Below are 18,878 nucleotides of genomic sequence, written 5' to 3'. Positions count from 1 at the left end.
TGCGATTTCCGTCCTTGACGAAGCCGCCTTTGCCGAGCAGAGGCGGCTTTTGCCATACTGGAAGCGCGTCATCCGCCTGCAATCCGCGTCGGTGACAATGACGCCTTTTGTCCGAGGTCCGCAAGGAAGCGCCCATGTCCCAGTCCACGTCCGGCCGGCAATGGCCTTATCCCCGCTTCATCGCCCATCGCGGTGGCGGCGTCCTGGCGCCGGAGAACACCCTGGCGGGATTTCGCGAAGGCTTGCGCTACGGCTACCGCGGCGCGGAATGCGATGTGAAGCTGTCCGCGGACAATGTCTGCTTTCTGCTGCACGACGACACGGTGGAGCGCACCAGCAACGGCCGCGGCGCGGCGGCGGCGATGTGCATGGCGCAATTGGCGCGGCTGGACGCCGGCGGCTGGAAGGGCGCGGCTTTTGCCGGCGAGCCGATGCCGACGCTGGACAATGTCGCCGCTTATTGCCTTGCGCACGGCATCGCCTTGAACATCGAGATCAAACCCTGCCCGGGACGGGAGGCGGACACCGGCGCGGCGGTGGCGGCGGAAGCCGCGCGGCTGTGGGCCGGTGCCGCGCAGCCGCCCTTGCTGTCGTCTTTTTCCGACGAGGCGCTGCGCGCCGCGCGCGACGCCGCGCCGCGTCTGCCGCGCGCCTGGCTGGTGGAGCAGGCGCCGGCGGACTGGGAGGCGCGTTTGCGCGAGCTGGCTTGTATTGCGCTGCACTGTGATCACCAGAGCTTGAGCGCTGAGCTGAGCGCCGAGATCAAGCGAGCCGGCTTTCAATTGCTGTGCTACACGGTGAACCGGCCGGCCGACGCCGAGCGCTTGCTGGCCTGGGGCGTGGACAGCGTCTGCACGGATCGCTTGGATTTGCTGCGGCCTATTTCAGATTGAAAGCCTTGAAGCTCCCGTCCGCCTTCATCGTCAGGATGGCGTGGTTCAGCCGTTGCATGGCGTCGTCGCTCAACTGAGGATGGCAGGCGAAATAGATGTCCGTCTCATTCACCACCAGGGCGACGCGCGGCGTCGCCATTTTCATTTTGTCGGCCATGCCCTGTATGCCCACATCCAGCGTGGCCAGCAAGTCGATGCGCCCCAACTGCAGTTTGTGCAGGCTGGTTTCCAAGTCCGCGCTTTCGTCCAGCGCCCAGCCCTGTTGTCTTAGCCGGCTGGCCACGGCGGTGCCGCGCACGGCGCCGATGTGGAATTGCCGGGCCTGCTCCGCCTTGCCGAAGCGGCGGGTCTCGTCTTGACGCGCCAGCAGCACCAGCCGCAGGCGGATGATGGGCTCGCTCCAGCGGAACAGCGCCTCGCGTTCGGGAAAGCGGGCGGCGGTCAGGCAGGTGTCCGGGGTGTGCCGGACCAGCAGCACCGCGCGGGCGGTGGGGTAGGACGCGAACTTGAACGGCAGGCCGGCGCGTTGCGACAGCGCGCGCATCAGGTCGATGGCGGCGCCGGAGACGCGTTGCTGATCGGCTGACACTTCGATGATGGGAGGCTGAGGGCTGACCAGTATGGTCAGCCCGGCCGCCGCGGCCGGCGCCGGGGGCAGCGCCGCGATCCCCAGCCACAGCAGGCGGCGCATCGCGGCCTAGACGCTGAAGCGGCCGGCGAGCTGCCCCAGCCGCTGCGACACCGACTGCAGTTCGCCGGCGGTCTGCGCGCTGGCTTCGACGGCGCTGGCGTTGGTTTCCGACATCCGCGCCACGCTCTCCACGTTTTGCGCCAGGGACTGGCTGGCGCTGCTCTGTTCCTTCAGCCCCTGAGTGATTTGATGGATGCTGTCCAGCACCTGGTCCACGCATTGGCGGATGGAGGCGATGCTGGCGCCGGCGTTGCGGGTGTTTTCCTGGCCTTGCATGATGGCGCTCATGCCGGTTTGCATATTGGCGATGGCCTGCTGCGAGGTGCGCTGGATGTCGGAGACGATGGTGCTGATCTCGGTGGTGGATTGCGCGGTGCGTTCCGCCAGCTTGCGCACCTCGTCGGCCACCACGGCGAAGCCGCGGCCTTGTTCGCCGGCGCGGGCGGCTTCAATGGCGGCGTTCAGCGCCAGCAGATTGGTTTGGTCGGCGACATCGCGGATCACATCGACGATGCTGGCGATGGACTCCGATTGCTGGCCCAGCGCGCCTATGGTTTCCGAGGCCGAGGACACGTCGCGCACGATGCTGTCCATGCTGGCGCTGGCGTCGTGGATGATGGCGTTGCCCTCGCTGGATTGGCTGACCGCGGCGCGCGAGAGTTGATTGGCTTGTTCCGATTGCTCGGCGCTGACCATCAGGCTGGTGCTCAACTGTTCGATCGCCGCCGCCATGCTGGCCGCCGCCTGAGTTTGCTTGGTGCTGCTGTGGGACACGTTCTGGGCGCTTTGCGCCATCTGGTCGGCGGCCAAATTGACTTCGCGCGAGGTGTCCAGCAACTGGGTCACGGTGTCGCGCAATTGGTCGCGCATCTGGCCGATGGAGGCGAGCAAGCTGCTACGGTCCTGTTCGCGCAACTGGATGCGGGTGCCCAGCTGGCCGGCGGCCAATTGCTCGACCACGCTTTGAACGTAGAAAGGCTCGCCGCCCAGTTGCAGGGTGATGGACAGATAGAGCTGGTGGAACAGGAAGCTGGCCAGCAGCATGGCGGCCAGGCCGATGCCGATGTAGAAATTGCGCTGGGCCTGCATCCGTTCGATGCGGGCTTGCAGCAGCGTGTCCAGATTGTTCAGCGTCACGTCGCCGAAGCGGGTGCCGATCTCGGCGTTTTTCGCCGCCATGCCGCTCACCGCCAAGGCCGCGCCGGTTTGGCCGGCGATGGCCTTGTCTATGGCCGCGCCCTGGCCTTGATGAAACGCGGCCAAGGCCTGGGATTCGGCGTTCAGCGCGGTCTTCAGCGCCGGATTGTAGGCCAGCGCCTTGGCCAGATCGCCATTCAAGCCGTCCAGCGCGCCGTTGATCAGCGGGCGCAGTTCCACCAGGCGGTCGCGTTCCGCCGGCGTCAGCGCCTGGCCGGCTTCCGGTTTGGCGGCCCAGGCCAGCGCTTCGCCGATGTAGTTGCTCAGCGAGGGCAGCTTGGCGGTGGCGGCGTCCATCAGGTAATAGCTGTCGATGTCCGGGTCCAGCGTCAGATTGGAATTGTCGCTGGCGGCGCCGAGCAGGGCGTTGAGTTTGTCCGCTGTGCTGTCGAAGCTGGCGATCACTTGCGGCGCCGCCGCCGCGCCTATCCGCGACAGCGTGCCTCGCGCGGCGCTGGCGGTTTTCCAGGCCTCGTCGGTTTGCAGGATGGCGCCGTATTGTTCATGGGCGCTTTGCAGCCGGTTCCAGCCTTGCTCCAACTGCGCCTGAGCCGCCGGCAGCGCCGCCTTGGCGGTGGCCTCGCCCTGCGCCGCTCGCACGGCCAGATCCTGGGCTTGTTCCAGCGCGCCCAGCAGGTGATGCAGCGGCTGGATGTAGGACACGCCGACTCTTTCTTTTTGCGAAAAGTCGATATTGTCCTGATTGGTTCGATACAGACCGTACACCATATAGAGTAAGGCGACGGCAAAGACCGCGCCGATCAGCGCAAAGCGGCTGGGGTAGCTCAAGCGCTGCATCAGCCTTACCACGGGCGTTGTCATGATTTCGCTCCTGACTGTGGCGGCGACGCCCGCAATGTGAACGTCTACCGCGCCAGTTCCAGAATAGGCAATTTTCACGGACTGCGATTGCCGCATGAAATGCGATGGCTGGGCTGAAGCGCCGCGTATCAGTTCATTGAGGGCGGGAGCATGAGCTTTGCCTTGTCTGGCGTATGAAGGCAACCGGCCATAATGCTTAAGTCATCAAAAATGACTTTTGATTGTTTTGTGCTTGGATGAATAGGCCGCTCTCTGGACGGGATCAATGACAAAGGCGTGTCCGGGCGCGACGGAAAACTGGCTGGCGCGGCTTTGGCCGATGGCGTCCGGCATTGCCAGCAATCACTCTATTTTGCTAAATTCGCCGGGTTTCGCATCAAAACAGTCTGACGAAGCGGTGTCCCGAAGCTGGCGGCCTGACGGCCGCGGGGAGCTGTCTCGTCAAGACCGCAACCCTCGAGCCCGGCGCCAAGATCGGGACGGGGTCAATCTTCCAGTCTGAAATCCTTCCGGCGCGCGTCGCCCATTTCCAGATTGCCACGCTCAGAGCTTTAAGAGGATCCATGGACTTGCTTCATTCGTTTATCAATGCCGCCAATGATGTGATTTGGGGCAAGATGCTGATCGGCCTGTTGCTGGCCGTCGGCTTGTATTTCTCGTTGCGTTCCGGCCTGTTGCAGCTGAGGCTGTTCGCGCGCGGCTGGCGCGAAATGATGGGCGGACGCGGCGGCCATCGCAGCAAGGACGATATTTCGCCGTTCCAGGCTTTCGCCACCGGCCTCGCCAGCCGGGTGGGCACCGGCAATATCGCCGGCGTGGCCATCGCCATTGCCGCCGGCGGCCCCGGCGCGGTGTTCTGGATGTGGCTGACCGCCATGCTGGGCATGGCCAGCGCTTTCGCCGAATCGACTTTGGCGCAGCTGTTCAAGACCAATCACCATGACGACACCTTCCGCGGCGGCCCGGCCTACTACATCCAGAAAGGCCTGGGGCAACGCTGGCTGGGCGTGATCTTCGCCCTGTGTCTGATCCTGGCCTTCGGCCTGGTGTTCAACGCGGTGCAGGCCAACTCCATCGTGGCGGCCACCGAGGGCGCCTGGGGCTGGAACCGCTATATGGTGGGCATCGCCCTGGTGGTGATGACCGCCCCCATCATTTTTGGCGGCGTGCGCTCGGTGGCGCGGGTGGCCGAGTGGCTGGTGCCGGTGATGGCGGCCATTTATCTGCTGATGACCTTCTATGTCTTGGCGGCGCACGCGGCCGAGCTGCCGGGTTTGATCGTGCTGATCGTCAAGAGCGCCTTCGGTCTGGAGCAGGCGGCGGGCGGCTTCGCCGGCTATGCGGTGAGCCAGGCGATGATGCTGGGCATCAAGCGCGGCCTGTTCTCCAATGAGGCGGGCATGGGCTCCGCCCCCAACGCGGCGGCGACGGCGACTTCGCGTCACCCGGCGAGTCAGGGCGCGATCCAGATGTTCGGCGTCTTCATCGACACCATGGTGATCTGTACCGCCACCGCCGCCATCATTCTGCTGTCCGGCGTGTATGACCAGGGTTTGAGCGGCGTGGCGCTGACGCAGAAGGCGATCGAATCGCAGTTCGGCCCGATAGGCGCATCCTTCCTGGCGGTGGCGATGTTCCTGTTCGCCTTTTCCACCATCATCGGCAATTACGCTTACGCCGAGGGCAATGTCGAATTCATCCGCAGCAATAAGGGGATCTTGCTGGCCTTCCGTCTGATCGTGCTGGCGATGGTGATGTTCGGCGCGGTGGCCAGCCTGCCGCTGGTGTGGGATATGGCCGACTTCGCCATGGGCCTGATGGCGCTGATCAATCTGGTGGCCATCGTGCTGCTGTCGCGTTATTTCTTCATCGTGCTGAAGGATTACGAGCGTCAGCTGAAGCGGGGCGAGTCCACCCCGGTGTTCAAGGTGGCGGATTACCCGGAACTGGCCGCCAAGGTGGAAAAAGACATCTGGTAAGCCTGCGTCCGGCTCCAACGATAAACAGCCCGCGTCCAGACGCGGGCTGTTTTGTTGCTAGCCTCGTTCAAATGGTCTTGGAGTAGCGCGCCTGGGTGCGGCGCTCCCGCAGATGCCGGTCGAAGATCATCGCGATATTGCGGATCAGGAAGCGGCCCTTGGGCTCCACCATGATGAAGTCGCCGTCGAAGGACAGCAGGCCCAGTTGCTGGTATTCGCGGATCTGCGGCAGTTCTTCGGCGAAGTACTCGGCGAAGTTGATGCCGTGGATCTCTTCCAGCGCTTCCACCGACAGCGAGAAGCGACACATCAGGCCCTGGATGATGCTGCGGCGCAGGATGTCGTCATTGTCCAGCGTCAGCCCGCGCAACACCGGCAGATGGCCGCTGTCCAGCGCCGCGTAATAACTGTCCAAGTCCTTGGCGCTCTGGCTGTAACAGGGGCCGACCTTGCCGATGGAGGACACGCCAAGACCGATCATGTCGCAGTCCGCATGGGTGGAGTAGCCCTGGAAATTGCGTTGCAGCCGGCCCTGGCGCAGGGCGGAGGCCAGTTCGTCGTCCGGCTTGGCGAAGTGATCCATGCCGATGAAGACATAGCCGGCGTCGGCCAGGCGCTGCACCGAGTCCTGCAGGATGTCCAGCTTGGTTTCCGGCGAGGGCAGGTCGGCCTCGTTGATGCGCCGCTGCGGCATGAACACGGTGGGCAGGTGGGCGTAGTTGTACAGCGCCAGCCGGTCCGGCCCGATGGCGATCACCTTGTCCAGCGTGCGGCGCACCGATTCCCGGGTCTGCAGCGGCAGGCCGTAGATCAGATCGACGCTGACGGACTTGAAACCGGCGTCGCGCGCGGCCTGGATCACCTCCAGTGTTTCCTCTTCGGACTGCACCCGGTTCACCGCCTGCTGCACCGCCGGTTCAAAGTCCTGAATCCCGACGCTGATGCGGTTGAAGCCGAGTTCGGCCAGTTTGAAGATTGTCGCCGCGCTGACTTTGCGCGGGTCTATTTCTATGGAATACTCCCCCTCCTTCAAGAACTCGAAATGAGTCTTGAGCAAGGTCATCAATCGTTCCAGTTGCGCGTCGGACAAGAAAGTGGGGGTGCCGCCGCCGAAATGCAGCTGTATCACTTGCTCGCGGCGGCCCAGACAGGAGGCGATCATGCGGACCTCCTTCTCCAGGTAGTCCAGGTACAAGTCCGCTTTGCCGCTGTCCTTGGTGATGATCTTGTTGCAACCGCAGTAGTAGCAGATAGTGTTGCAAAAAGGTATATGAGCGTACAATGATAAAGGTTTCCGGTTGGCGCCGATGCTGCGCTGCCGTAGCCAGTGGATGTAGTCTCTTTCGGCAAAACCCGGCGTAAAGCGATCCGCTGTCGGGTATGACGTATATCTAGGACCTGTCCCGTCGAGGCGCTCAATCAGCGCGCGGTCGAATTCAAAATGGGCAGGAGAAAATGGGTGGGTGGTCTTCATGTCGTATTTGGATGGCAAAACCTCTGGTGGACTGGTAAATTTGCGGAAATCCTGCGAATTTCGCTTTGATAAGGGTCAAGCTTCATCGCAAGCTTGTACTAAACATGCCATGTCCGATCAGAACCATATCTCTTTGCATAACCTGAAGGTCTCCTGCTCCAACTGCAGCCTGAAGGAACTTTGTCTACCTGTGGGGCTTAACCGCGAGGAGCTGACCCAGCTCGACGCGGTGATCCGCCAAAGCCGCCGTTTGAAGCGCGGCGAGTACTTGTTCCGCAGCGGCGAAGGCTTCCGTTCGCTGTTCGCGGTGCGCACCGGCTTCTTCAAGACCAGCGTCGCCAGCCAGGACGGCCGCGAGCAGGTCACCGGCTTCCATATGTCCGGCGAACTGATGGGCCTAGACGGCATTTCCGCCAATGTGCACGGCTGCGACGCCATCGCGCTGGAGGACAGCGAGGTGTGCGAGCTGCCGTTCAGCCGCATGGAGAGCCTGGGCCGCGAAATTCCCACCCTGCAGCACCATTTCTACCGTCTGATGAGCCGCGAGATCGTTCGCGATCAGAATGTAATGTTGTTATTGGGCAACATGAAGGCGGAAGAGCGCCTGGCCGCCTTCCTGCTCAATCTGTCGCAGCGTCTGTCCACCCGCGGCTTCGCCGCCAACGACTTCATCCTGCGCATGAGCCGTGAGGAAATCGGCAGCTTCCTCGGCCTGAAGCTGGAAACCGTCAGCCGCACGCTGTCCAAGTTCCAGCAGCAAGGCTGGATCACCGTCGATCACAAGCACATCCAGCTGGTGATGGTGGACGAATTGAAGGCGCTGATTTCCGGCTGCGCTCACGCCAACGGACATTGATTCCGCCGCGCGGGCGGACAGATGGAAAACGCAAGGCAAGCCCTCGGGCTTGCCTTTTTTCATGGGGCCGGCGCGCAGTCCGCGATTTGCAGCAGCAGCCGCGACAGCGGCGCTTCCTGAGGCCAGCCCGGCGGCACGGCGAAGCCGCGGGCCACTTCATGCCAGTCGCCGTCGGGACCGGGCTGCAGTTCGGCCAGCAGCTGCGGCGCCTCGGCCTGTTCCAGGCGTACGCGTAGTTCCGCCGCGTCGGCGGTGTGTTCCCGCGAGCGGCGTGCCGGCGCCAGCCAACTGAGCCTGGGCAGCCAGGCCCAGCGCGAATCCGCGTTCAGCGCCGGCCAGTCGCCGCGCAGCGGCCAGTATTGCCCGTACAGCGGCTGGGCGCCGGGCGGCGCTTCCGGCGCGGTGTCGCGGGCATGGAACAGCCAGCCGCTGAGCCGGGCGCCGACCGCGCAGCCCTCAAAGCCCGCCGGCAGCGTCGCTTGCGCCGCCGGGTGGCGGGACAGGCGCAGCTGGGTTTGCAGTTTATGGGCTTTCAGCGCCCAGGCGTCGCGCAGGCTGGGGCCGGTCAAGGTGTCCGCGCTGCGGCCCAGTTGCAGATAGAACTTGCTGGCGGCTTCCAGATGCAGCGGTTGGCCGTCTAGGCGCAGCAGGAAGTCGAACTCGCCGACGGTGCGGCCGTCCGGCGCGCGCACCGGCAGATTGCTGGCCACCAGTTCGATGTGCGGCGCCAGCCGGAACCAGAAAGACAGCAGCCGTTCCGCGTAATGGCCCAGACGGCGGGTGGGCTGGCGCGCCAGCCAGTGCTGAAGTTCGGCAGGATCGGCGTCCAGCGTTTGCAGCAAGGCCGGGCCGTCGGCCCCCAGCAGCCGCTGCGGCGGGATGTCCGCGCCGCTGCGCCAGGGGGAGGGCGCGGAGAGCAGAAAAGCCAGATCGCGCACCGCCGGGTGCGCGTAGGGCAGGGTGAACGGCGGCTTATTCGCCATCCTGTCCGGGCGCGTCGCGGCGGACTTCGCCGTCGGCGGCGCGCTGCACCTGTTTGAGGAAGCCGCGCAGGATGTCGATTTCCTCGCGCAGCAGGCCGGCGCGGTTGAACAGGGTGCGCATCCGGCGCATCATCCGTTCGCTGTTGCGGCGGCGGAAATAGCCTATCTTGTCCATGGTCTGTTCCAGGTGGCCGCAGAAGCCCTCCACCTCGCCCAGCGCCGCCGCGTCGCTGTCTGCGCGCAGATAGTCGACGTCCACGCCGGTGTGGCTGAACAGTTCGTAAGTCATCACCTGCACCGCCATCGCCAGATTCAGCGAGAAGTAGTCCGGGTTGCCGGGGATGGTGACCAGGCGGTTGCATTGTTCGACTTCTTCAATGGACAGGCCGAAGGTCTCGTTGCCGAACACCAGGGCCACCTGTTCGCCGGCGCGGGCGCGCGCCACCAGTTCCGGCGTGGTCTGGCGCGGGGTGGACAGCGGGGTGGTTAGCTCGCGACGGCGGCTGGTCAGCGCGCAGGCGATGGTGACGTCTTGCAAGGCCTCGGCCAGGCTGGACACCACGGTGGCCTGCTCCAGAAGATCCACCGCGCCGGAGGCCAGCGTATTGGCCTCGTCGCTGGGAAACACTTTGGGTTCAACCAGATACAGCCGGCTCAGGCCCATGGTTTTCATCGCCCGGGCGGCGGAGCCGATATTGCCCGGATGGTTGGGGCGGGCCAACACGATGCGAATGTTTTTCAGAAAATCAGGTACTTGGGGTTTATTCATCAGCAGTTTCACATTAAAATAGCCGGCTTATCGAAAAGCCCGCGCGCCGTTTTGCGCGCAAGGCCAGCGTTTGCCGGATTGGGCAGGCGTGCGGCCTTGCCCGATTGCGCCGGGTTTTTCTTGTTCCTTAACCCAGATTGTTACTAGCAGACGTCGCGTCATGTGGCGGACGTCTGTCATGGTTGAAAGTGTAGAGGCCGTCAATGCATCCGATGCTCAATGTCGCGGTGAAAGCCGCTCGCCGCGCCGGCAGTGTCATCCAGCGCGCGTCGCTGAATCTCGACGCGGTGCGCGTAGAGCGCAAGAAACACAATGACTTCGTGACCGAAGTGGACCGCGCCGCGGAAGAGTCCATCATCGCTTCCATTCTGGAAGCTTATCCCAAGCACGCGATTCTAGCAGAAGAGTCCGGCGCGAAAGGCATCGGTTCGTCGGAATACGAGTGGATCATCGATCCGATCGACGGCACTACCAACTTCCTGCACGGCCACCCGCAGTACGCGATCTCCATCGCGCTGGCGCACAAGGGCCAGGTGCAGCAAGCCGTGGTCTTCGACCCCAACCGCAACGATCTGTTCACCGCCTCGCGCGGCGTCGGCGCCTTCCTCAACGATCGCCGCATCCGCGTGTCCAAACGCTTCATGATGAATGAATGCGTGATCGCCACCGGCTTCCCGGTGTCCGACCAAAGCTATATCGACCAATACCTGGGCATGCTCAAGGATGTGCTGGCCAAGACCGCCGGAGTACGCCGCGAAGGCGCGGCCTCGCTGGACCTGTGCAATGTCGCTTGCGGCCGCGTGGAAGGTTTCTGGGAGCTGAACCTCAAGCCTTGGGACATCGCCGCGGGCAGCCTGATCGTGCAGGAAGCGGGCGGCATCGTCACCGATTTGTCCGGCGAACAAGGCTGGCTGGAGTCCGGCGACATCGTCGCCGCCAACCCGAAAGTGCTGGCGCAGCTGCTGCATACGCTGGCGCCGCATATCGGCAAGTAAGCGCTGCCGGTTTGGGCCCCTTGGGGTTTGAGCGGCTAACGCGTCACGGCGTCCTCGGGGGCGCCGTTTTTGTTTGGAGCGTGATATGAAACAGTTTTTGGGTTCGGTCGCCCTGGTGGTGACGGATTACGATGAAGCCATCGCCTGGTATGTGGACAAGCTGGGCTTTGTCTTGCTGGAGGATGAGCGCCAGGGCGAGGACAAGCGCTGGGTGCGCGTGGCGCCGCCGGGAGCGAGCGAGTGCGCGGTGCTGCTGGCCAAGGCGAGCAATGCGCGGCAGCAGGCGGCGGTGGGCGGCCAGACCGGCGGCCGCGTGGGTTTCTTCCTGCATACCGACGATTTCTGGCGCGATTACCGCCGCATGGCGGCGGCGGGCGTGAGCTTCAGCGAGCAGCCGCGCGAGGAGGAATACGGCACCGTGGTGGTGTTCGAGGACTTGTACGGCAATCGCTGGGATTTGCTGCAGTTGAAGTCCGACGTTTAAACGCCGGCTGGGCCCCGTGAATAACAAAGAGCCGCGCATTGCGCGGCTCTTTGTTATTCACGTCGCCAAAAACCGCCGGCTCGTCGTCGGCAGCGGCTTGCGGCTGCGGCGGATAGGCGTCCGCTTCGTTCCAATCCAGATCCCAATCCAGATCCAGTTCGGCCAGCATGGCCTGGCGTCCGGCCTGGCGCTGTCCGGAGCGGCTTTGTCCGTGGGCGCCGCCTTTTTTCATGATGGGCGCGCAAGCGTGCGGATTGCGCGGTTTGATCGTGTGCATGGAGTGCTCCTGTGCTTGGGGCCCGCTAAGCGGGCGGAAGACGGCGGCGCGGACGCCGCCGGGTAAATCAGTTGTGCACCATCAGGCTGGCCACCTTGGTGGTGATGATGTCCACCGCCGGATCATTGGCGCCGTGCGGCAGGATCACGTCGGCGAAGCGCTTGGTGGGCTCGATGAACTGGTTGTGCATCGGGCGCACCGTGGTCAGGTATTGTTCGATCACGCTGTCGGTGGTGCGGCCGCGCTCGGTGATGTCGCGCTTTAGACGACGGATGAAGCGCACGTCGGAATCGGTGTCGACGAAGATCTTCAAGGACATCATGTCGCGCAGCGCGGCGTCGTACAGCGGGAATAGGCCTTCGATGACGATGACCGGCGCCGGCTGCACGGTGATGGTTTCCTCGGCGCGGGTGTGGTTGGCGAAGTCGTAGACCGGCATTTCGATGGCGCGGCCGTTGCGCAGGTCGTCGATGTGCTCGATCAGCAGCGGCCAGTCGAAGGCTTGCGGGTGGTCGTAGTTGGTGGCCAGCCGCTGTTCGAAGGTCAGATGGCTCTGATCGCGGTAGTAATAGTCTTGAATGATCACTGCCGCCATCTCGGAGCCAATGGTTTCCAGCACTTGATTGGTCACCGTGGTTTTACCGCTGCCGCTGCCGCCTGCAACGCCGATGATGAACGGGGTGGTCATGAAACTATCCTTCTACGCGTAAAAATGATAAAAAAACGCGCCATTCTAATGAGTTATGGCGCGTCCTTCCACTCTAATTGCGACATTATCCGCTATGAAGCGCGCTGACCTTCCGCCTGGGCGGCCTCATACCACTCCCGCATCGCCGGCAAAGCCAGCAGACGATCGATGTAAGCCTGCGATTGCTCCGGCAATTTGACGTTATAAGTGTGGAAGCGGGTGGCGATGGGCGCGAAGAAGGCGTCGGCGATGCTGAAGCCGCCGAAGATGAATTCGCCGTTGGCCTGGTGGCGCGGCAGATGCTCTTCCCACAGCGAGATGATGCGGGCGATGTCGAACTCCACCGCCGGCGTGCTCTGATAATTGATGTGGCGCAGCGTCAGATTCATCGCCAGGTGTTCGCGCAGCGCGGAGAAGCCGGAGTGGATCTCGGCGACGATGGAGCGGGCGACCGCGCGCAGCCCCGCGTCGTCCGGCCACAGCTTGGCGGCGGGAAAGCATTCGGCCAGGTATTCGCAGATGGCCAGCGAATCCCAGATCCGCAGCTTGCGGTCTATCAGCACCGGCACCTTGCCGGCCGGGTTGGCGGCCAGGATGCGGGCCTTGGTGTCGGACAGATAGAGATCGATCTGCTGCTCTTCAAACGGCTCGTCCAGCATTTTCAGCACCAGCCAGGGGCGCAGGGACCAGGAGGAGTAGTTTTTATTGCCGATGATGAGGGTGAACATCAGGGAGCTCCGTTTCGAAAGAGGAGGCTGCCGGCGGGCTGTCGCAGCCTTTGTCCGATGATACCGCCATCGGCCCGTCTTTTCCTATGCGGAGACGGCGGGTTTTGGGCCCAAGACGGCAAAAAGGCCGCATCCTGCGACGCGGCCTTGCTAAAACGGGGGGCGGGGAGGCTTATTCCACCTCGTCGATCCAGGCTTGCTGGATCGCCTCCAGCACGCGTTCGCCGCCGCGGCTGTGGTCGTCGTCAAAATCCGGCAGCTCGACGACCCAGTTGTGCAGATCAACGAAGCGCACGGTCTTGGGGTCGACTTCCGGATGGGTTTCCGCCAGTTCGATGGCGATGTCCAGCACGTCGGTCCATTTCATCTTCTTGTCTCCTGAGCGGGGAACCGCTCATAAAATCCAGCGCAGCGGCTGTAGCAAGGCGCGCCGCCGCAGACAGTACATGAGGTACGGCAAGGCGGCGCAACGCGGCTACAGGGATTTTAGGGCGTGTTCCTAGTGGTGTTCGCGGGCGTGGTTGATGGTGTACCGGGGAATGTCTATCACCAAATCCTCATCGGCGACAATGGCCTGGCAGGACAGCCGGGACTGGGCTTCCAGTCCCCAGGCCTTGTCCAGCAGGTCTTCTTCCAGCTCGTCGGCTTCGTTCAGGGAGTCGCCGCCTTCGCGGACGATGCAATGGCAGGTTGTGCAGGCACAGGACATCTCGCAAGCGTGCTCGATCTCGATATCGTGATCCAGCAGGACCTGGCAGATGTTCTGGCCGGGTTCGGCGTTGTCGATGACCAGGCCTTCCGGGCAGAGGTCGGCGTGGGGCAATACAATGATTCGCGGCATGGCGGATCCTTACAAATCGGAAATGTTGTGGCCTTTGAGCGCGCGTCGGATATTGCGATCCATGCGGCGCGAGGCGAATTCTTCGGTGGCGCGGTTGAGGCGGCCGGAGGCCTCGTTGACCTCGCGCGCGATTTGAGCGGCGGCGATGGCGGCGTCCACGGCGGCCAGCGCCTCTTCCACCGCGGCGCGTTCGTCGGCGTCCAGCAGATCGCCGTCGCTGGCGAGCGCAACGCGACAGGCCTCGCTGAGGCTGGTGGCGTCGACGACGGCTTCGCGCAGCTTACGCGCCTCGATGTCTTCATGCACATGGGTCATGGACTCGGTCAGCATGCGGCTGATTTCCTCGTCGCTCAGGCCGTAAGAGGGCTTGACCTCGATGCGCGCTTCCACGCCGCTGGTCTGTTCGCGGGCGGACACTTCCAGCAGGCCGTCGGCGTCCACCTGGAAGGTGATGCGGATGCGCGCCGCGCCGGCCACCATCGGCGGGATGCCGCTCAAGGTGAACTTGGCCAGCGAACGGCAATCGGCCACCAGCTCGCGCTCGCCTTGCAGCACGTGGATGGACATCGCGGTCTGGCCATCCTTGAAGGTGGTGAAGTCCTGAGCGCGGGCCACAGGGATGGTGCTGTTGCGCGGAATGATCTTCTCGGTCAGGCCGCCCATGGTCTCGATGCCCAGCGACAGCGGGATCACGTCCAGCAGCAGCCACTCGTCGTCGCCCTTGTTGCCGGCCAGCACATTGGCCTGGATCGCCGCGCCCAAGGCGACGACCTTGTCCGGGTCCAGATTGGTCAGCGGCTCCTGGCGGAAGAAATCGCCGACGGCTTTTTGCACCTGGGGCATGCGGGTGGCGCCGCCCACCATCACCACGCCATGGACCTCGTCCGCGGCGACGCCGGCGTCGCGCAGCGCCTTGCGCACCGGCAGCAGAGTCTTGTCCACCAGGTTCTTGGTGATGCCGCGGAAGGTGTCCTGATCCAGCGTCAGGTTCAGGGCCTGGCCGTCGGACAGCAGCGCGGTGATCTGAGTCTCCGCGTGCTCGGTCAGCGCTTCCTTGGCCTCGCGGGCGCGGGTCAGCAGCAAGCGGGTATCCTGGGCGCCTAGCCCGGACAGGCCGGCTTGTTCCAGCATCCAGCAGTAGACGCGATGGTCGAAGTCGTCGCCGCCCAGCGCGGAGTCGCCGCTGGTGGCCAGCACTTCGAACACGCCGCGGCTGAGTTTGAGAATGGAGACGTCGAAGGTGCCGCCGCCCAGATCGTAGACGACGTATATGCCTTCGCTGCCGTTGTCCAGCCCGTAGGCGATGGCGGCGGCGGTGGGTTCGTTCAGCAGGCGCAGCACGTTCAGGCCGGCCAGGCGCGCGGCGTCCTTGGTGGCCTGACGCTGGGCGTCGTCGAAATAGGCCGGCACGGTGATGACCGCGCCGGTCAGATCGCCGCCCAGGCTGGCTTCGGCGCGCTGTTTCAGGGTGCGCAGAATGTCGGCGGAGATTTCCACCGGGCTTTTGATGCCGCCGCGGGTCACCAGTTGCAGCATGCCGGGCGCGTCGACGAAGCGATAGGGCAGGTTGCGGACGTCCGGCAGATCGGCCAGGCCGCGGCCCATGAAGCGCTTCACCGAGACGATGGTGTTGTGCGGGTCCTTGTTCTGCTCTTTCTGGGCGTCGTAGCCCACGCTGACGCCGCCTTCTTCGGCGTAGCGCACCACCGAGGGCAGCAGGCTGCGGCCGTGCTCGTCCTTGAGTACGGCGGCGGATCCGCTGCGCACCGAGGCCACCAGGGAATTGGTGGTGCCCAGATCGATGCCGATCGCCAAGCGGTGTTGGTGAGGGGCGGCGGAGAGGCCGGGTTCGGCGATTTGCAGTAAGGCCATATTCAGTTCAAATCAGTTCGAGGTAAGCCGCCTGCTGCTGCGGAGGCGGATGGAGAGGATGGGCCGGAGCGCGATCCCCACGACGGGGAAGGGCCGGCGGCCGAGGGCTCAGTCAAGCAGCGCCTCGATGGCATCGCCGATTTCCTGGTCCAGTTTTTCCAAAAACCGCAATTTTCTCACTAGAAGCGCGGCGGCGTCCAAGTCGGCGCGCTGGTCCAGCGCCAGCGCCAGCTCGGCCTGATGCGAGCGGCTCTCGTCCCGCAACTGGCGCGACAAGGCTTCCAGGCGTTCGAGTTCGCCGCCGGCGCGGGCGTCTTCGATGTTTTCGCGCCATTCCATCTGCGCCATCAGGAAGGCGGCCGGCATCTGAGTGTTGGTGTCTTCCTGGGTGTCCACACCGGCGAGCGTCAGCAGGTAGCGGGCGCGGTTCAGCGGCGACTTCAGCGTTTGGTAGGCTTCGTTGACCCGGGTGGCCTGCATTAGCGCGCTGCGTTTTTCGGCGTCGGAGCTGCTGGCGTAGCGGTCGGGATGGACCTGGGCCGCGGCGGTGCGCCAGGCGTGCTCCAGTGCTTGGCCGTCGATGGCGAAACGGCGCGGCAGATTGAACAGGGAGAAGAAGTCTTGGCTGAAATCGGTGCTCATAGGGACGGGGCCGGAAAACCTAGCGTACAGTTGGACGACGAGCGGGCCGCGCCGAAGCGCGCCCGCCTGCCGGGGTCAGACGTTGAAGCTTTCGCCGCAGCCGCACTCGTTTTTGACGTTGGGGTTGTTGAACTGAAACCCCTCGTTCAAGCCTTCCTTGGCGTAATCCAGCTCGGTGCCGTCGAGATAGGCCAGGCTCTTGGCATCGGTGAACACGGTGACGCCATGGCTTTCAAAGGTCACGTCTTCGTCGCTGGCCGTGTCGACGAACTCCAGCTTGTAGGCCATGCCGGAGCAGCCGGAGGTCTTGACGCCCAGACGGATGCCCAAGCCCTTGCCGCGTTTGGCGATGAAGGCGCTGACGTGAGCGGCGGCGCGTTCGGAAAGGGTGATAGCCATGATGTGTCCCCGCTGATTATTTGCCGTGCTTTTGCTTGTAGTCGTTGACCGCGGCCTTGATCGCGTCTTCGGCCAGGATGGAGCAGTGAATCTTTACCGGCGGCAAGGCCAGTTCTTCGGCGATGGCGGTGTTCTTGATATCCAGCGCCTCGTCCAGCGATTTGCCCTTGACCCATTCGGTCACCAGCGAGGAGGAGGCGATGGCGGAGCCGCAGCCGTAAGTCTTGAACTTGGCGTCCTGAATCACGCCGTCCTCGCCCACCTTGATTTGCAGCTTCATCACGTCGCCACAGGCCGGCGCGCCCACCATGCCGGTGCCCACGCTGTCGTCGCCTTTTTCGAAAGAGCCCACGTTGCGCGGGTTTTCGTAGTGATCCATTACCTTGTCGCTGTATGCCATGATTGTCTCCTTCAGCGCCGCTCCGGCCTGGCCGGCTCGGCGCTGGATATTGCTGTCGCCCTTAGTGGGCGGCCCATTGAACCGAATTCAGATCCACGCCGTCTTTGAACATTTCCCACAAGGGGGACAGTTCGCGCAGCTTGCCGATCTTTTGGTTTAGCAGATTCACCGCGAAGTCGATTTCCTCCTCGGTGGTGAAGCGGCCCAGCGTGAAGCGGATCGAGCTGTGGGCCATTTCGTCGTTGCGGCCCAGCGCGCGCAGCACGTAGGACGGCTCCAGCGAAGCCGAGGTACAAGCCGAACCGCTGGATACGGCCAGCTCCTTGATCGCCATGATCAGGCTTTCGCCTTCGACGAAGTTGAAGCTGACATTGAGGTTGTGCGGCACGCGTTGGTCGATGTCGCCGTTGATGTAGACCTCTTCCATGTTCTTGATGCCGTTCCACAGGCGGTCGCGCAGCATGCGGATGCGTTCGCGCTCGCTGTCCATCTCTTCGCGGGCGATGCGGAAGGCTTCGCCCATGCCCACGATCTGGTGGGTGGCCAGGGTGCCGGAGCGGAAGCCGCGCTCATGGCCGCCGCCGTGCATCTGCGCTTCCAGGCGCACGCGCGGCTTGCGGCGCACGTACAGGGCGCCGATGCCTTTGGGGCCGTACACTTTGTGGGCGGACAGGCTGAGCAGGTCCACTTTCTGCTTTTCCATGTCGATGATCACCTTGCCCGGGGCCTGGGTGGCATCGACATGGAAGATCACGCCCTTGGCGCGGCAGATTTCGCCCAGCTGTTCGATGTCCTGCACCACGCCGATTTCATTGTTGACGAACATCACCGAGGCGACGATGGTGTCCGGGCGAATGGCGGCCTTGAATTCTTCAATGTCCAGCAGGCCGTTGTCCTGCACGCCCAGATAGGTCACTTCAAAGCCCTGGCGCTCCAGCTCGCGCATGGTGTCCAGCACCGCCTTGTGTTCGGTCTTGACGGTGATCAGGTGCTTGCCCTTGCTCTTGTAGAAGTGGGCGGCGCCCTTGATCGCCAGGTTGTCGGACTCGGTGGCGCCGGAGGTCCAGACGATTTCTTTGGAGTCGGCGTTGATCAGCTTGGCCACTTCAGCGCGCGCGTTCTCCACCGCTTCCTCCGCGTCCCAGCCGAAGCTGTGGCTGCGGGAGGCCGGGTTGCCGAACTTTTCGTAAAGATAGGGAATCATCTTGTCGGCAACGCGCGGGTCTACCGGCGTGGTGGCCGAGTAGTCGAGGTAGATCGGATGCTTGAGCTGGCTCATTTATATTCTCTCCACAGAAGATGGGTCCGCGCCTCACAGGGCGCCGGAGGCGGCAGAAGCGTGAACCACGCTGCATTCGCGCTTATCCTGCAATACAGTGTTTTCCTTGGTCTTTTGCTGCTCAACCAGGCTGGCGAGGCTGACCTTGGACAGGTAGTCGAAAATGGTGACGTTCAGATTGGTCCACAAATCGTGGGTCATGCAGCGCTGATTGCCGCGACAGTTCTCGCGGCCGCCGCACTGGGTGGCGTCCACCGGCTCGTCCACGGCGGTGATGATGTCGGCCACGGAGATGTCGATCGGGGTCTTGGCCAGGGTGTAGCCGCCGCCGGGGCCGCGCACGCTGTCCACCAGTTCGGCGCGCCGCAGCTTGCCGAAGAGTTGTTCCAAGTAGGAGAGCGAGATGCCTTGACGCTCGCTGATGCCGGCCAGCGTGACCGGGCCGCCGCTCTCGCGCAATGCCAGATCCAGCATCGCGGTGACGGCAAAACGCCCTTTAGTGGTTAAACGCATGTCTCTGGTCTCCAAGAGTGGGTATTTGGAGGAGGATGAATTCCTGATGCAGACGATTATACCTAATATCCGACTGTTTTAGTCAACTATTATCGG

Annotated in this window: 21 protein-coding genes; 6 read left to right on the top strand and 15 right to left on the bottom strand. The window is 63.6% G+C overall.

The annotated features are described in order from the left end of the window. Positions 1-134 precede the first annotated feature (134 nt). A complete protein-coding gene (gene ugpQ / locus NK214_RS11445) occupies positions 135-893 on the top strand; it encodes a glycerophosphodiester phosphodiesterase (protein WP_253314528.1) in 759 nt (252 codons plus the stop codon). On the opposite strand, the gene NK214_RS11440 is transcribed toward ugpQ, so the two are convergent. Both NK214_RS11440 and NK214_RS11435 read right to left on the bottom strand, forming a co-directional pair. Beyond that, positions 880-1,584 (bottom strand): ABC transporter substrate-binding protein, encoded by a 705-nt coding sequence (locus tag NK214_RS11440; RefSeq protein WP_253314527.1) that lies wholly within the window; start codon positions 1,582-1,584, stop codon positions 880-882. The two genes, ugpQ and NK214_RS11440, sit on opposite strands and share 14 nt — an antisense overlap. Before the next feature lie 6 nt (positions 1,585-1,590). Continuing rightward, on the bottom strand, positions 1,591-3,603 hold the full coding sequence (locus NK214_RS11435; RefSeq protein ID WP_253314526.1) for a methyl-accepting chemotaxis protein: 2,013 nt from the start codon (positions 3,601-3,603) through the stop codon (positions 1,591-1,593). A 563-nt stretch (positions 3,604-4,166) separates the two neighbouring features. On the opposite strand from NK214_RS11435, the gene NK214_RS11430 reads away from it, so the two are divergent. Beyond that, complete coding sequence (locus NK214_RS11430; protein ID WP_107800357.1) at positions 4,167-5,582, top strand: sodium:alanine symporter family protein; 1,416 nt, start codon at positions 4,167-4,169, stop codon at positions 5,580-5,582. A 67-nt stretch (positions 5,583-5,649) separates the two neighbouring features. On the opposite strand, the gene hemN is transcribed toward NK214_RS11430, so the two are convergent. Then, positions 5,650-7,056, bottom strand: a complete 1,407-nt coding sequence (hemN, locus tag NK214_RS11425; protein ID WP_107800356.1) for an oxygen-independent coproporphyrinogen III oxidase — start codon at positions 7,054-7,056, stop codon at positions 5,650-5,652. A 109-nt stretch (positions 7,057-7,165) separates the two neighbouring features. On the opposite strand from hemN, the gene fnr reads away from it, so the two are divergent. Beyond that, positions 7,166-7,912 (top strand): fumarate/nitrate reduction transcriptional regulator Fnr, encoded by a 747-nt coding sequence (gene fnr, locus NK214_RS11420; protein ID WP_043590811.1) that lies wholly within the window; start codon positions 7,166-7,168, stop codon positions 7,910-7,912. 59 nt (positions 7,913-7,971) lie between these two features. Here fnr and NK214_RS11415 read toward each other — a convergent pair whose 3' ends face one another. Continuing rightward, positions 7,972-8,895, bottom strand: a complete 924-nt coding sequence (locus NK214_RS11415; RefSeq protein WP_253314525.1) for a DUF1853 family protein — start codon at positions 8,893-8,895, stop codon at positions 7,972-7,974. After that, a complete protein-coding gene (locus tag NK214_RS11410; protein ID WP_107800354.1) occupies positions 8,885-9,664 on the bottom strand; it encodes an RNA methyltransferase in 780 nt (259 codons plus the stop codon). Before NK214_RS11410 ends, NK214_RS11415 begins: the two co-directional genes overlap by 11 nt. Positions 9,665-9,867: 203 nt before the next feature. Here NK214_RS11410 and NK214_RS11405 point away from each other — a divergent pair, with 203 nt between their 5' ends. The 3 genes from NK214_RS11405 to NK214_RS11395 all read left to right on the top strand — a co-directional run bounded on the left by NK214_RS11405 (position 9,868) and on the right by NK214_RS11395 (position 11,486). Next, positions 9,868-10,659, top strand: coding sequence for an inositol monophosphatase family protein (locus tag NK214_RS11405; protein WP_048411783.1), 792 nt, complete (start codon positions 9,868-9,870; stop codon positions 10,657-10,659). Positions 10,660-10,744: 85 nt separating this feature from the next. Continuing rightward, a complete protein-coding gene (locus NK214_RS11400) occupies positions 10,745-11,143 on the top strand; it encodes a VOC family protein (protein WP_253314524.1) in 399 nt (132 codons plus the stop codon). Positions 11,144-11,159: 16 nt separating this feature from the next. Beyond that, positions 11,160-11,486 (top strand): hypothetical protein, encoded by a 327-nt coding sequence (locus NK214_RS11395; RefSeq protein WP_253314523.1) that lies wholly within the window; start codon positions 11,160-11,162, stop codon positions 11,484-11,486. Position 11,487: 1 nt separating this feature from the next. Here the strand turns inward: NK214_RS11395 and udk are convergent, their stop codons facing one another. The 10 genes from udk to iscR all read right to left on the bottom strand — a co-directional run bounded on the left by udk (position 11,488) and on the right by iscR (position 18,782). Beyond that, positions 11,488-12,108: a uridine kinase gene (udk, locus tag NK214_RS11390; protein WP_048413454.1), complete on the bottom strand. Its 621-nt coding sequence runs from the start codon at positions 12,106-12,108 to the stop codon at positions 11,488-11,490. A 92-nt stretch (positions 12,109-12,200) separates the two neighbouring features. Beyond that, positions 12,201-12,836, bottom strand: coding sequence for a glutathione S-transferase family protein (locus tag NK214_RS11385; protein ID WP_253314522.1), 636 nt, complete (start codon positions 12,834-12,836; stop codon positions 12,201-12,203). A 172-nt stretch (positions 12,837-13,008) separates the two neighbouring features. Then, positions 13,009-13,203: a Fe-S cluster assembly protein IscX gene (gene iscX, locus NK214_RS11380; protein WP_107800351.1), complete on the bottom strand. Its 195-nt coding sequence runs from the start codon at positions 13,201-13,203 to the stop codon at positions 13,009-13,011. Between the two features lie 132 nt (positions 13,204-13,335). Continuing rightward, complete coding sequence (fdx, locus tag NK214_RS11375; protein WP_107800350.1) at positions 13,336-13,677, bottom strand: ISC system 2Fe-2S type ferredoxin; 342 nt, start codon at positions 13,675-13,677, stop codon at positions 13,336-13,338. Positions 13,678-13,686: 9 nt separating this feature from the next. Further along, a complete protein-coding gene (gene hscA, locus NK214_RS11370; protein WP_227104694.1) occupies positions 13,687-15,549 on the bottom strand; it encodes a Fe-S protein assembly chaperone HscA in 1,863 nt (620 codons plus the stop codon). A 108-nt stretch (positions 15,550-15,657) separates the two neighbouring features. Next, positions 15,658-16,191 carry a Fe-S protein assembly co-chaperone HscB gene (gene hscB, locus NK214_RS11365; RefSeq protein WP_253314521.1) on the bottom strand — a complete coding sequence of 178 codons (534 nt, stop codon included), beginning with the start codon at positions 16,189-16,191 and terminating at the stop codon, positions 15,658-15,660. Between the two features lie 75 nt (positions 16,192-16,266). Then, positions 16,267-16,590, bottom strand: a complete 324-nt coding sequence (iscA, locus tag NK214_RS11360) for an iron-sulfur cluster assembly protein IscA (protein WP_253314520.1) — start codon at positions 16,588-16,590, stop codon at positions 16,267-16,269. A gap of 16 nt (positions 16,591-16,606) precedes the next feature. After that, a complete protein-coding gene (gene iscU / locus NK214_RS11355; RefSeq protein ID WP_048411946.1) occupies positions 16,607-16,990 on the bottom strand; it encodes a Fe-S cluster assembly scaffold IscU in 384 nt (127 codons plus the stop codon). 61 nt (positions 16,991-17,051) lie between these two features. After that, a complete protein-coding gene (locus tag NK214_RS11350; protein WP_107800346.1) occupies positions 17,052-18,269 on the bottom strand; it encodes an IscS subfamily cysteine desulfurase in 1,218 nt (405 codons plus the stop codon). A gap of 33 nt (positions 18,270-18,302) precedes the next feature. Next, positions 18,303-18,782, bottom strand: coding sequence for a Fe-S cluster assembly transcriptional regulator IscR (iscR, locus tag NK214_RS11345; RefSeq protein WP_107800345.1), 480 nt, complete (start codon positions 18,780-18,782; stop codon positions 18,303-18,305). Positions 18,783-18,878 lie beyond the last annotated feature (96 nt).

The organism is Chromobacterium sp. S0633, assembly GCF_024158805.1.
Lineage (GTDB): Bacteria > Pseudomonadota > Gammaproteobacteria > Burkholderiales > Chromobacteriaceae > Chromobacterium.
This window is presented reverse-complemented; position numbering and strand designations above follow the sequence as displayed.

What these genes read in the sequence shown, in the direction of transcription:
- hscB (WP_253314521.1), bottom strand. Translation starts at nt 16,191, where the DNA reads ATGAGCACCGATTTCAGCCAAGACTTCTTCTCCCTGTTCAATCTGCCG.
- NK214_RS11405 (WP_048411783.1), top strand. Translation starts at nt 9,868, where the DNA reads ATGCATCCGATGCTCAATGTCGCGGTGAAAGCCGCTCGCCGCGCCGGC.
- fnr (WP_043590811.1), top strand. Translation starts at nt 7,166, where the DNA reads ATGTCCGATCAGAACCATATCTCTTTGCATAACCTGAAGGTCTCCTGC.
- ugpQ (WP_253314528.1), top strand. Translation starts at nt 135, where the DNA reads ATGTCCCAGTCCACGTCCGGCCGGCAATGGCCTTATCCCCGCTTCATC.
- hscA (WP_227104694.1), bottom strand. Translation starts at nt 15,549, where the DNA reads ATGGCCTTACTGCAAATCGCCGAACCCGGCCTCTCCGCCGCCCCTCAC.
- NK214_RS11385 (WP_253314522.1), bottom strand. Translation starts at nt 12,836, where the DNA reads ATGTTCACCCTCATCATCGGCAATAAAAACTACTCCTCCTGGTCCCTG.
- NK214_RS11415 (WP_253314525.1), bottom strand. Translation starts at nt 8,895, where the DNA reads ATGGCGAATAAGCCGCCGTTCACCCTGCCCTACGCGCACCCGGCGGTG.
- hemN (WP_107800356.1), bottom strand. Translation starts at nt 7,056, where the DNA reads ATGAAGACCACCCACCCATTTTCTCCTGCCCATTTTGAATTCGACCGC.
- NK214_RS11440 (WP_253314527.1), bottom strand. Translation starts at nt 1,584, where the DNA reads ATGCGCCGCCTGCTGTGGCTGGGGATCGCGGCGCTGCCCCCGGCGCCG.
- iscR (WP_107800345.1), bottom strand. Translation starts at nt 18,782, where the DNA reads ATGCGTTTAACCACTAAAGGGCGTTTTGCCGTCACCGCGATGCTGGAT.
- NK214_RS11400 (WP_253314524.1), top strand. Translation starts at nt 10,745, where the DNA reads ATGAAACAGTTTTTGGGTTCGGTCGCCCTGGTGGTGACGGATTACGAT.
- iscA (WP_253314520.1), bottom strand. Translation starts at nt 16,590, where the DNA reads ATGGCTATCACCCTTTCCGAACGCGCCGCCGCTCACGTCAGCGCCTTC.
- NK214_RS11430 (WP_107800357.1), top strand. Translation starts at nt 4,167, where the DNA reads ATGGACTTGCTTCATTCGTTTATCAATGCCGCCAATGATGTGATTTGG.
- iscX (WP_107800351.1), bottom strand. Translation starts at nt 13,203, where the DNA reads ATGAAATGGACCGACGTGCTGGACATCGCCATCGAACTGGCGGAAACC.
- iscU (WP_048411946.1), bottom strand. Translation starts at nt 16,990, where the DNA reads ATGGCATACAGCGACAAGGTAATGGATCACTACGAAAACCCGCGCAAC.
- NK214_RS11410 (WP_107800354.1), bottom strand. Translation starts at nt 9,664, where the DNA reads ATGAATAAACCCCAAGTACCTGATTTTCTGAAAAACATTCGCATCGTG.
- fdx (WP_107800350.1), bottom strand. Translation starts at nt 13,677, where the DNA reads ATGCCGCGAATCATTGTATTGCCCCACGCCGACCTCTGCCCGGAAGGC.
- udk (WP_048413454.1), bottom strand. Translation starts at nt 12,108, where the DNA reads ATGACCACCCCGTTCATCATCGGCGTTGCAGGCGGCAGCGGCAGCGGT.
- NK214_RS11435 (WP_253314526.1), bottom strand. Translation starts at nt 3,603, where the DNA reads ATGACAACGCCCGTGGTAAGGCTGATGCAGCGCTTGAGCTACCCCAGC.
- NK214_RS11350 (WP_107800346.1), bottom strand. Translation starts at nt 18,269, where the DNA reads ATGAGCCAGCTCAAGCATCCGATCTACCTCGACTACTCGGCCACCACG.